Here is a 12,368-nt window from a genome sequence, read left to right as displayed (position 1 = left end):
CGGCGCTCAATGGACCTGTCCCCGCTCGGTCTCGCCATCCACGTCTGTGGTGCGGTGTTTTTCGTATTCGGTGTCGGCAAGATCATCGACCACCTGGCGCAAGGCCTCCGTGTTGGCCGTCGCTGCATTCGATTGCAGGTAGACCTTGGCGACATAGAGCCGGTCGAGGCGGTCCTCGAGAACCTTGTCCAGCGCATCGGCATCGCCAGATGTGAGCCGGTCGAGTTGGCGAACGTCCAGCACCCGCGCGATCTCGCCACGGAAGGCGTCCCGCTCCGCCTCGGTCTCGAAGGGCGCGGACAACTCCCCCGCCCGCTCATGGTCCAGAACACGCGCAATCTCGTCTGCGAGGCGGTCGGTACGGGCAGACTGCGGCGCAGTTTCACCGCGGGCTGCGAGGAGTGCGTCGCGCGAGCCAGACCCGAGCCCGTCGCGCATCTCGGTTTCGCGGCGGACCTGATTGATGGCCTCCGTGTCGCGTATCTCGACGACGGCAGCGTAGGTCGCACCGAGCCCGCGAGCGAGGTGGGACGGCATGTCCGGATAGCGCGCGCGCAAGTCATCCGTGACTGCATCTGCAACGGGCATGCGGACGTCGCGTGCCTCCATGATCCGGTCGACCTCGCGGGTGATCTCGCTGGCGCGGGCCGCATCGGTGATGGTCTCCCTGTAGGGCTCAGACCGGTCGATCACATCGCCGGGACGTGCGAGCAAGTCCGGGTGTGCCGCGAGATATGCGCGCTGCTCGGTCTCGATTCGGCGCTCCGCCCTTGAGACAACCTCCCAGTCCCGGTCCTCGATCTGCTGTGTGGTCAGGCCCTCTGCGCGCATCTCCTGACGGATTGTCCCTTCCACCTCCCGGACCGCGTCCCGGTGATAATGGAACCGCTCGCTGACCGGTTCCGCTTCCATGACGCCATCCCGGCGCAGCACGTTCTCGCGCTCCAACAGCGTGCCAAGTTCGACGTGCACATCGTTGAGAATGTCGCGCGCCTGTTCCAGATCGGCGCGGCGTTCGAGGTTCAGATCCCGCGCCTCCGCCACCTTGGAGAGATCATTGGCGATCCATTGATGCTCGAGCGCTGCATTTGAGGCGCCCGTCTCGATCCGGGCCACCACTTCCGATGTGCTGATCCCGGTGCCCCGTAGTGCCGCGTCAATGCGCGATCTCAGGTCGGGCTCGGCCAGTCGCTCGCGCTGGCTGGCGTCAATATTGGCTTCGGAATAGATCCCGCCCTCCGAGGGGGTCTCTGACAGCGTGGATGATCGCAAACCGAGAGGCTGCATGTGCTGGACCTGCGTCTGGATCTCGATGAGGCGTTTTTCCAGCACGGGACGTTCCGCGTCAGACTTCTCGGCGATCATGCCCTGCACCCGCGCGAGCTTCTCCGCATAGAGGCTTCTCAGATCCTCGAAGCTTTGTTCCTCGGCCATATACACATCTCCTGTTCGGTCCATCTGTCCGCCATGCGCGAGCACCTCGCCCGCGCGGAAGAGTGCCGCGGCAATATCCTCGCGGGCCTCTCTGGAGGCTTCCGCAGCAAGCGAATGGTAGACAGTTCTGGTGTTGGCGATCTCCGCCAGCGTCCGGGTCAGGTCCTGCCCCACACGCTCCCGCTCAACAGGCGCGCGACCCTCTTCTTTCGCCGCATAAACCTCGCTGGTGCGGGCTGGGTAATGCACAACCCCGCGATCCACCCGGCGCGTGGCCTCCAGGCGCACACCATACTTCTCCGCCTCCTCGACCATGGCGAGGCGGAAGTCGTCATAGTTGAAGCGGTGGTTGCGCCCCAGAAAGAAGAACTCGCCTTCCTGCGAGCGGCGGTTCAGCACCAGATGCGCATGCGGGTGATCGCGGTCCTCATGCACCGCGATGATGTAGTCGAAATGCCCCGCGTCGGTCTGGAAGAACCGCTCGGCCACGTCCGTCGCGATGTCGCGCACATCCTCGCCGCGCGTGCCGATGGGGAAGGACATGAGCATATGGGTGGTCTGTCCGAGCTTGGGCTTGAAGCCCGCATCCCACCGTTTGGCAAAGCGCTCGGTCAGGTCCTTGATGTCACCCGCCTCGAGCTTCGCTTTGCCATCCAGGAACCCGCTACTGTCCACGATATGTGTGGACTTGGTTGTGAGGTACTCGAGCTGGTTTGCGAGCTGCGATTTGGTATGCGTACCCCCGCCTCTGATCGCCTTGAAGACCGCTGGCCGGTGGCCTGCTGCCGCGCGCGCAAGCTGGGTCTGCTTGGCCACGTGCAGCCCCTGCATTGAGCCCCGGACGCGGCTCCAGCCATCCCGAAAGACCTCGCCCGTGACGGCATGGACGGCATCATTCAGCCGCATGGGCAAACTCCCTCAGCGCGGCCGTGGCCTGCAGCTGCATTGCGTCCCGACGGCGGCGCAGGAGCAGGTCGATCTCGTCAGCAGAATCCAGGATGAACCGCGCCAGCCCGCGCATCTGCGCGAGGCGCAATTCGGTGAACTCCGAGCCAGCCCTCTGCCCCTGCCGGTTGGCCTGCGTCATCTGCTTGGCAATCTGCGCGACTCCATTGCCGACCTTGTGCAGCGAGGCGCGGTAGCGCGCCATCTCAGCAGCCATCTGCGCGTCCGGAACGAACACCCCACCCGCCGCCTGAATGAGCCGCCGCAGCCCCTCGGCCCGGCTCTCGATCCCCGCCTTCGCCAACACCGCGTCGAAGGCTTCAAGCTCCGCGGCCGTCACCTTCACACTGACCGCTGAGACCGGAATTGCGGCATCCGTCTGGCGCTCGGCATCGGCTTTCAGGACGTAGCGCACGGCCCGCGATGTGACCTCGAAACGCTCGGCCAGCTCGGACGTCGACACACCCTCCGCGGCCTCGCGGACGATCTGCATCTTCTCGATCTCTGTCAGGCGTTTTGTTCGGGACATGCGGAAGAAAGACCCCCTATTTCCTGCCACCTTCCACCAAGGCTGCCCCTACCTTACGATAATATATCATGCTGTCAATTATATACTTACGTCGCATTCAGGCTCAGGCAGCCTTGGTGTCCGCTTCCCCCGCGGCCCGCAGGGACGCGGCTCTGCCGCCTTCACCACCGGGCGACCGACCTGTCCTAGGGGTCCCGTCCACCAGCCCCGCCCGAGGATCTGGCCGAACACCACGTGTTCGGACGGAACCGCGGGCGGGCGCAAACCCCACCGACAGGGCGGACAGTCAGGGTCAAGGAGGGCCAGATTTGGGTCCCCAAATCTCTGCCGCAAAAACCGGGAGGCCCTGGCCGATAGGTTTTTGTGGATGGCCCCCTTGAGGCTGACTGGCCGGTCTGTCGCGGCCAGACTAATGCGAGCGGCGATCGTCCTTTGAGCGCACGGCGCCCGGCACCAGGGGGAGGTCGCTGTCGGCGATCACCCGCGCCGGTGACGGCATCCCTGGAACAGGGACAGGGCCGCCCCAAGATCGTCCTGGGGCGGCCCATCCTCGTCAGAGGATTTAGTCCTGGGGATCTTTCGCGCTCGGTGGGAACATCACCAGCTCCGAGACCGCGACCGGGAAGTCGAGCTTGAGGCTGAAGAACTCCGAGTCGTCCCCGTTGCGGGTGTTGCGGAACATCGCGCCGACGCGTTGGAAGCGGGTGCGCTCCTGGCCATCGGTATCGGTGAACTTGACGGGGACGGTGGCGACGTAGTGGTTGGTCATTTGGGTTACTCCTTGTTGCGATGGGGATCACCCGGCACGGGGGCAAGAGGCCCGGTCGCAAGCGCAAATGCGGAGGGTCCGCGGCCAGCCGTGGAAGCCGTATTTGTGCTTGCCGAAGCGTGAGCTGAGGGCACGATTGGGCCGACCCCGTGCGATCCACATCTATGAGCAAAAAGGAGTGATCCGGATGACCTTTGCCATCACGCAGCCGCCACCATCCGCGTCCGCGTCCCGCCGAGCCTGGCCGGGGTGCTGACGGAGCCCGCCCGCGTGGATGCGATGTTCCGAAACACGCCCCGAGGGACGTGCAGGTGTTCAGCCTCATATGCGACGTCTCGACCCCTCGCGTCTTGCGCTGCTGACGATGTGCGTGAGGTGCGTACCATCCCCAGCCCATACCGATGCGGATGGGCCGCACTCTGACGGACCGGGTAGAGGGATGACGGTGCTGGCTGCTGCGAGCTGCCGATCACACGTGACCGACCGCACGCGCCATGAGACATGACGAAAGGGCCGCGCCAAGCGCGACCCCCTCTCTTCAATCCTGTGCAGTCTTCTTAGCCGGGTCAGCAACCCGCATGACCGTCAGGCCTTTCGCTTCCGCCTTCTGCCCGAGGTTCAGCGCGACCCCGTTGCCGCCGAAGAGTACAACCCCCGTCGCCGCGAACTTGTCGTCCAGCATTTCGTCGTTGCACTTGAACGGCGCCGCCCGCCCATGCGCGGACCAGCGCGGATCGAAGCGCGCTTGTGCGACCCCGCGTGCCCGAGCCCACCGAGCCGCAATCATCTCCGCCCCGTGCTTGCCACCCTTGTGGCAGAGGAAGATCTCCTGATTGCGGTTCTGTTTGATCCGTTCGCGAACCTTGTCGAGTGTGTTGAAGATCACATCGACATCTGTCCAGTCGGTGGCTCCTGAGACGATCAGGGGCACCCCCTCGACTTTCGATTTCTCGGCAGTCTCGCGGTCGTGCTGCTCCAGGAGCTGCCGCGCCTCGAAGACCGCCCCGGTCTCTTGCGCCCGGACGCTTGCGCGCGAGCCGGCTGCCGGGATGAAGGCGTGACCGGTCTCGATCTCGTAGCATTCCGCCGCCGCCTCGCTCATCACCTCGATGGCGCTGACAATCTCGCGCAGGTGCAGAAAGCGCGCCTGCGCCTCTTCAAGCGCCGTCTCGGCAATCTCCGATCCGTCGTGGGATTTTGCCAGCGCGCCGATCTTGTCAGCGGTGCGGTCGACCTCCTTGCCAAGCGCCACCTTGCGGCGCTGCAGGATCGTCGCGAGCCCATGGGCCAGCGGTTCGATTTCTGCTTCAAGCCCGGTCCCGCGCAGCTGCCCGAGCAAAGCCTCGAAGCTCTCGCGGATGATGTGGTCGGTCAGGATGTGATCTTCCGGGATCGGCAGCTGCGCGTCCTTCTCGGTCAGTCCGAAAAGCTCGATGGTCTCGTAGGTGTTTGCGGTGTCGTAAGCCATGTTTGGTCTCCAGTATTCGGTTCCTAGGCCACCACGTGAGTGTGGGGGCATGGCCGAATGCCTGGTTTCCGAATCTGCCCGGGTCAGGGACGGCGTAGCCGCCGGCTTGCCGGGCGCAAAAGTTTTCCGTGCGCAACACCCGACACATGCGCGCCCTCACGCACGGGTCCGCCCCGCGCCACGGGCACCGCCCTCGCCGAAAAGTTTTGCGATCCTTGACGCGGGCTGATTTGGGGGCCATCCGGAGGATATGCTTCCACGCTCATGTGTGTGTGTTTTGACGGTAGGTTTGCCCGACCCGAGCAGGCAAACGGCCCGACCGGACGCGGAAGACGGATGGAGCGGCAGGATCGTTTTGGCCTCGGGCCAAAACAGACCGGAGCGCAATCCGGCGGAGCGGCCGGGGAGGGACGTGCTCGCGAGGCGGGCAAACCGGGATGCCAGGCGCAACGCCGCGGTGAGGCCGCATGGCCGAATGCGCGACGGACCGAAGGGCCGTTCTCCCCTGCGACACGCGAAGCCGAGCTGGGGAGGCCGCAAGGCTTAAGCCAAGGTTGAAGTGCAGGCGACCACGCCGCCAGCTATACAAAGTACCTACTCCAGCATGCGACATGATGGGCAGGAAAGCGGACTTTCGATGTGCCTGCTCGACGCTCACTGTACCCTTCTGTCACAACTGGGTGCTGTCGAACGGACCCAGGTCAATATTCGAGAACGCCTCTATTGCCTGCTTGAGGTCCTTGCCCGCGCGAACCCTTTCCTTGAGATTTTCGAGCGTCTCGCCGCTTTCTGCTGCAGCCACATGCGGGCGTACCTCATCGAACGCCCGATGGGTCGCCCTTCGAGGCAAGGCTCCCCCCGACATCGAAAATGCTGCCATCTCTGCATCTCGAAGCCCTCGTCGAACGCAGACATGAGCGAGGAGGAGGGGGCCCGCACCCTCCACCGTATTCGGCTCAGATCCTCCTGGCGTGAATATCTGCATCATACGAGAAGGCAAACCCATCACGTGCGCCAGGTCGGGGATCATGCGAATGACAAACTTGCGTGCGTCAGGCGAGAACTCCGCCGAAGCCCCATTCGGCGATATCGTCTGCTGGATTTCTTTCAGTGGCGCGCCGTCCATCCATTGTCGCAGAGTCGCCTCAAGCTTGGGAACCGCGTACCTCGCTTTCTCTTCATCCGATGCCAAGTCTCCATAGGTCTTCCCAAAGAGATCTTCGAAGGTCGAGGGCTTAATCATTCGGAAAAGGTGACCCGGATTGGCCTCCATCCATGAGAACATCCACTCGCAGATCCCGGCCACCGTGCTTGCCATGTCATCTTGGGCGTCGGCAAGCGCGTCAGACAAAGCTTTGAGCACGTCCTCTGGGAGACCCACCATGGAGGCGAGGTCTCGGTATCTCTGATCCAGCACGACAGCATCTTCATCGGCGCCGGACATGACAGACAGGGCTGCCTCCGTACGGCTCGCGACCCACTGTTCGTCACCCGCCTTACGCTTTAGGAACGCCGTGAGGCTCCGGGACAGATCGACCCGAGGCGAGCCTCCATCTTCGCCATCTGAGGGCGTTTCCATTAGACGGCTGACGACATACCGTTCCAGATCTCCGGCGTCCTCCGCCTTGTGATGGACACGGTCCATGACGGCTTCGAATGGATCCTCGAGCACCAAGCACTGATCGGACTGGCTGAAGACCTCCCGGAGCTGCGTCCATTGCTCACCAATCGTTCCCTCTTCATCTGACAGGGGAACAACCTTTCCAGGAACAATCAGCACGATACCCGACGCGCTTTGACCCGCGCGTCCTGCCCGCCCAGCGGCATTCAGCAACGCAGCGGCATCGAGAAGATCGCGACGGTTCGTTTCACGATCAAAGCGGCTGTCTTCAGCGATGATCACCAAATCGGCAGGAAGATTCATCCCCTGCGCCAAGGTCGGGGTCGCTGCGAGTACCCGCAGGCCGTCGTCCCTACCGTAAAGCCTCTCCGCCAAATCTCTTTCGTAGGGAAGCAAAAGGCCGTGATGCGCCGTGGCAGCGCTTTGCAGAAGACCGTCCTCGACGGCGAGATATACATCGCCCGCGTCGCCCATTTCATCGACTGCCGTTTCGTATAGGTCCTTTTCGGCTGTAGTGAGTTCGGTCGGTGGAGCGCCGATGAGCGCCGATGCCTTTTTGGCGATCGACCATGCGTTCGGGATTGACTGGGAGAAGACGAGGGTCCGGAGTCCAGCCTTTGATGCCGATGCCGCGATGTGCGACGCAAGCTCGCCTGAGTTTGGGGTTAGGCTCCAGTAGTTGTTCGCCGTCAGCAGAACCTGATGATCCAAGAGCGAGAGCAGGGCGTAATCGTCGCGTTTCATCGAGGCCCATGTCTGTTTCAGACTGAACAGTCCTAATGGGGACGCGTGTAGATCCCTCTTGAGCCCTACAGGCGGAAATTTTGTCGTCTTACTCCTCCACGCCTCCCCAATTTTCTGGTTCAGATGTTCGATTTCGTTTGCCTGATAGACGACGCAGCCCCGCAACTGCCGGGTTGGTTTCCAAACGTCGTCAAGGGGGATTGATCGACGCCCTTTCAGTTCTCCCCCAGTCAGCTCCCCAAGCCATTCAGCGATTTCTGCCGTGTTCTTCATCATCGCCGATAGGAGGACGAGGTCAGCCTCCGGGGCGATTCGCGTGAAGCGAATTAGGCAGAGCATCGCGTCGATGGCTCGCCGATCCCCGTCAGTCTTCGGATGAATCAAATGGCATTCGTCGAAGATCAGCAATCCGACATCCGCGAAGCTATCAGGCTCAATGTGACTCGCGTAGAGGCATGCCTCCGGGGTCATGACGAGTATGTCAGGCAACTCTTCGAGCAGCGTGCCTTCCTCAAACTCCTCTGCGCGCTGTCCCTTAACGTTGGTGTTCGGGAAGGCGGCCCGCAGATCCCGGGCCGTCTGATCGACCAGCGCATGGGTCGGCGCGAGGAAAACCACCTTCAGGTTTCGCAGGAGAGCTGCGTGGATCTTCAGTTGAGCGGTAGTCGATTTACCTGCGCCTGTCGGAAAGCCAACAGCACAGGATGTACCCGGTTCGAGATAGCCTCCCCTGATTGCGGCAAGATGGTTAGTCCAGAGGTATGGCCTCTTCTTCGCGATTCGTGCCATCGAATGATGCCAGCGATCCGCAGGCACACCGTCCGGCGGGTTGATATTGATGACTGCCGCCTCGAGAAGTGCCGAAGTCGCCGTTTCGAGAAGCCGCGCCAGGTGGAACGGACCTGGAAACGAGGCGATCGGCATCGGCGGCGAGCCTTCGATTGCAATGGCATCGTCTGGTCTCGCTGACCTGGCGACGCCACGAAAGATCGCGGCAGGTCGGTCCCGATCCGCGTCCGAAATGCCTCCCAAAACAGCCGCGAGGGCACGGACGCCTTCGAGAAGTCGATGGTACAACGCATTCGCGGCTCGCGTGCCATCGACGCCTTCGCCAGCGACCAGCTCGGTGACCGGACGTCGCTCCTGGTTGAGGATTGTCCCAATCATTCCGCGCGCTAACCAGCCGAGGTTCAGTACGAGTTCGTGCTGAAGCCGATCTTCCGCCGGTGACCGAAGCGCCCGCGCGACCTCGGTGGCGTCGGCAGACGAGCCTGCGATCAAAAAAAGCAGCATTGCGGAGACGTCGGAACTGATCGCGTCCGCTGTGAATGTAGTAGTCCTCGAAGCCAAGCCGAGAAGAGCTTCGGCCTGATGAACAAGTTGATGCGCGGACGCTGCCACGAAGCTTGCAGCGCGACGGTTTTCGCGCTCAGGACTCGTCGTAACCAACACCTCATTGGTCGCGGCAAGCCTACGCGCGAACGCGATGGTCTCGCTGATGTCGCCCGCAGGGGTCTCGGTATCGCGCAATGCGATGCGGGCAGACACGATCTCAGCAAACGCTTGCGACAGTTGTTCCGGCAACCGATTTCGATCGAGGCCGGGAAGGTCTGGGGCGGATCGGATCAGATCGGCCGTTCTCTCGTCATACATTGAATGGCGGCCTCCTCGGCATCGATGATGGCGGTTGCCCTGACGGCGATATTTTCGAACCAGGGCCGGAGATTCTGAACTTGGAAGGCCTCCGCCCGGCGACGGTCGATCGCGCCGGAGACTGCTGCCTCGTAGCCCTTGTAGAGAGCCTTGAGGCCTTTCTCCGAAGCGTGCGTGTCGTCGATCGTTACCGCAACCCGGTAGGCCCGCTTCTCCGTCCACAAGATGGCGGCAACCACGGCATCGGGATTAGGATGCCCGGCACCCGCAAGCAACGTTGAGACACCATCGACGAGTTCGGCATCCCGTCTGCCCGTCTCAAAGTCTTGAAACTCGGGCCAAACCCGATCCCGGACCATAGTTCGAGCATTCCCCGTTGCCTTCTCCTCAGAGATCACTACTCGCGCGATCTCCGTGTCTTCGAACTCAACCAAGAGCCCATCGAGGCCCTTGTCCGCATGTCGCATGTGTGGCGACCGGATCATGCCCGGCCTCCCTGCGCGGTGCGCGGCAATCCACGAGATCACTTGGAACATCCAACCATCACGATGGGCCGGATCACCACTTGTGCCAAGCTTGAGTAGGTTCCGCGCACTTTCATAGCCGCCCATTGGGTAGTTGATGTCAACCAAACCGTCCTCGTGCAGAATGCGCTCGGCAACTCTGGCTTGGCCGATGGCCACGCGAGCAAGCAGCCCGGCCAACGCATTTTCGTCTTCGACCGTCCATGTAGACCCGGACCATAGATCGCCCTCTCGGATCGGTGTCAGCGCAATTACCATAGTGATCAGTCATTCTGTTCGGGGTCGAGTATTGCCCAGAGGACATCGATGCGGTGAATGTTAATGGATATTCCTAACCTGGTTAACATTACGCGGAGAATGGGTCGCAAACACCAGAATTGCAACGATCGCAGGAAGCCTCGGTCAATTCGCAACTGAAATAGAAAAATTAGATATTTAATATCGTTGCGTCGCAGTATTGGACCTCTCATTGAGCGGCAGCTTTGGGCAGGTGTAGCGCTTCAGTCCAGATCGACACCGCCGAGGCGCGGCGCATGGACATGCGTCCGGACAAGGGCTGCAGCGGCCGCGCCCGCGATGGCGCCGAAGAGATGCGCCTCCCACGAGACGCCGGGTTGGCCCGGAAGAACGCCCCAGAGAATGGAGCTATAGAGGACACCGACCACCAGTGCCGCGCCCAGCGTGATCAATGAGCGATCCACGAAGCCGCGCGCGACGAGGAAGCCAAACCAGCCGAAGACCAACCCTGACGCACCGATATGGATGGCGGAGCTTCCGAACAGCCAGACGAGTCCGCCGCCGAGGCCGATCACCACTGCGTTCACCGACAGCAAGGCCCTCGTGGTCGTGGCCACCAGCAGCCCACCCATCACCAAGAGCGGCGGGGTATTGGCCATAAGGTGCGCGAAGCTTCCATGCAGGAGGGGCATGGTGATGACACCATCCAATCCGCTGACGTGCCGGGGGATCAGGCCGAAGGCCGGGTTCAAGCCGTAGCCGGTGATCCAATTGACGACTTGGACCGCCCAGAGCAGTGCGACAAAAGCGGCAAGCGCCGCGGCGCGCCGCAAGAAGGCGCGCATGTGATCCCGGTTCATCATGTTGGCGACAGTAGACGTCACCACAGCACCTTCAACGGCTTTCGCGCGCTGCACAGGATGCCACCTCCAGGAAAGGGGGGTTTGAGGCGGCCAACCTCGGTACGGCTCAAGCCAAGAGAATGGCTCCGATGTTACACGGTGTTCCCCGGGCGAAAGGGCTGCGGTTCACGCTCGGGGCGCTTCAGGGCTTCGGCATACTTGCGGGAATTGTCATCGATCGTGCTGTGCCACAGCTTCGCGACAAACGCCCGAGCGTCTTGGACCGTCATATCGTTCAGCGATGAGGACAACGCCATGAAAAGCTCATCCTCGCTAATCGCAGCGGCGCGGTGCATGGCGTCCGCGTAAAATGACGGGTCGTTCAGGACCTGTTCGTTTAGCGGCATCAGCGCAAGGTTCTCTTCCGGGATCGCCATGAAGATCGTGTCCTGCAGGTCGGTCAGATACGCACGCCGCGATGTGGACACCGGCTTTCCCGCCGCCTTGGCCTCCAGATATGCCTGCCTTGTCCTGTCGAGCTTTGCTCTTGCATGGGTCAAGATGACTTCACGCTTTCGGGCGGGTAGCGCGAATCCGGTGCAGCGCTCGATATGAGCAAGAAGCTCTGCAACCTCTGCTTCTACATCAAAGCTCTCGAACCACGGAGCTTTTCCCAGTCTCACCACCATGCGCCTACCCTCGTCCATTCAATAATATATTATCGTATATCATATTCAGCAGATCGCAAGCGGGTGGCGTCCTTCACGCCAACGGACATGGAAAAAGGGGAACCGTGATCCCACGGTTCCCCTTTCAGTGCAAATCGTCTAGTCTCGCGCGCTGATCATGCGACCAGCGACAGCCCCGCGCCTGCGTCCTGCGGCTGCTCACCGCTGTCGATGAACGGGATGATCGAGAAGGTCTGCCCGCCGCGCTGTTCTTCGTTCTGCACGGCGTTGACGCGCAGGTCGCCATCAGGCGTGCTGATCAGCAGCGACAGGTAGTCGTTGCCCGTGCGGCTGCTTTTCGCCATCCACGCCGAGCCGACGCGGATCGGCGTGCCCCGGGGCGAGCTGACCTCGACACGGTAATCGGGGTGGGTTTCCTCGGATTTGTAGCTGTTCTCGATCAGCATGAACTCCAGATCGAACATCATGTTGGCGATGTAGCCGGTGAAGGCGTTGTCGGCGTCCATGGCGGTGAGCTCCCCCGAGATCGAGCCGGATTTCATCAGGCCGTTCGAGACCAGCGGGATGATCTCAAACTCGCCGCTCTGGGCCGCGCGCGCTTCTTTCGTCTGCACCGCGTTGACCCGGAACGGACCCAAGCCGACATCGATCTGCATCGAGATGTAGGGGTTGCCGCTGGTATTGCCGGTCTCGTTCCAGGCCGTGCCGATGCGCACTTTGCGGCCTGATTTGTTGACTGCCGTCACGTCAAAATCCGGGCTGCGTTCAGACATCTTGGCCCGCGCCTCCAACTGGATGGCGATGTCAAAGCGCGTCGAGTGGATCATGCCGGTGTACTGAACGGCTGCGGTCTCGACATTGCGGGTGAGGGTTCCTGCGAACATGGGATGGTTCCTTTTGGATTGGCCGGTGC

9 protein-coding genes are annotated in these 12,368 nt (G+C 62.0%); all 9 read right to left on the bottom strand.

The annotated features are described in order from the left end of the window. Nucleotides 1-6: 6 nt before the first annotated feature. On the bottom strand, nucleotides 7-2,340 hold the full coding sequence (locus RISW2_RS14400; protein WP_043772461.1) for a relaxase/mobilization nuclease domain-containing protein: 2,334 nt from the start codon (nucleotides 2,338-2,340) through the stop codon (nucleotides 7-9). Next, the gene (locus RISW2_RS14395) at nucleotides 2,327-2,908 is read right to left on the bottom strand and encodes a transposase (RefSeq protein WP_043772460.1); all 582 of its coding nucleotides are present in this window, start codon (nucleotides 2,906-2,908) and stop codon (nucleotides 2,327-2,329) included. Before RISW2_RS14395 ends, RISW2_RS14400 begins: the two co-directional genes overlap by 14 nt. Nucleotides 2,909-3,470: 562 nt before the next feature. Then, nucleotides 3,471-3,677, bottom strand: coding sequence for a hypothetical protein (locus RISW2_RS14390; RefSeq protein WP_043772458.1), 207 nt, complete (start codon nucleotides 3,675-3,677; stop codon nucleotides 3,471-3,473). A 538-nt stretch (nucleotides 3,678-4,215) separates the two neighbouring features. Next, nucleotides 4,216-5,145 carry a DUF2493 domain-containing protein gene (locus RISW2_RS14385; protein ID WP_043772455.1) on the bottom strand — a complete coding sequence of 310 codons (930 nt, stop codon included), beginning with the start codon at nucleotides 5,143-5,145 and terminating at the stop codon, nucleotides 4,216-4,218. Nucleotides 5,146-5,815: 670 nt separating this feature from the next. Next, nucleotides 5,816-9,163, bottom strand: a complete 3,348-nt coding sequence (locus RISW2_RS14380) for a DEAD/DEAH box helicase (RefSeq protein ID WP_084615406.1) — start codon at nucleotides 9,161-9,163, stop codon at nucleotides 5,816-5,818. After that, nucleotides 9,136-9,945, bottom strand: a complete 810-nt coding sequence (locus RISW2_RS14375) for a hypothetical protein (RefSeq protein WP_043772452.1) — start codon at nucleotides 9,943-9,945, stop codon at nucleotides 9,136-9,138. Before RISW2_RS14375 ends, RISW2_RS14380 begins: the two co-directional genes overlap by 28 nt. Nucleotides 9,946-10,187: 242 nt before the next feature. After that, nucleotides 10,188-10,769 carry a rhomboid family intramembrane serine protease gene (locus tag RISW2_RS14370; protein WP_043772449.1) on the bottom strand — a complete coding sequence of 194 codons (582 nt, stop codon included), beginning with the start codon at nucleotides 10,767-10,769 and terminating at the stop codon, nucleotides 10,188-10,190. A 149-nt stretch (nucleotides 10,770-10,918) separates the two neighbouring features. Further along, the gene (locus RISW2_RS14365) at nucleotides 10,919-11,455 is read right to left on the bottom strand and encodes a hypothetical protein (protein WP_244437569.1); all 537 of its coding nucleotides are present in this window, start codon (nucleotides 11,453-11,455) and stop codon (nucleotides 10,919-10,921) included. A 155-nt stretch (nucleotides 11,456-11,610) separates the two neighbouring features. Further along, nucleotides 11,611-12,339 (bottom strand): DUF736 family protein, encoded by a 729-nt coding sequence (locus RISW2_RS14360; protein WP_043772445.1) that lies wholly within the window; start codon nucleotides 12,337-12,339, stop codon nucleotides 11,611-11,613. Nucleotides 12,340-12,368 lie beyond the last annotated feature (29 nt).

It is taken from the genome of Roseivivax isoporae LMG 25204 (assembly GCF_000521865.1).
Taxonomy (GTDB): domain Bacteria; phylum Pseudomonadota; class Alphaproteobacteria; order Rhodobacterales; family Rhodobacteraceae; genus Roseivivax; species Roseivivax isoporae.
The sequence above is the reverse complement of the archived record's forward strand: the minus strand, read 5'-3'. Positions and strand labels throughout refer to the sequence as shown.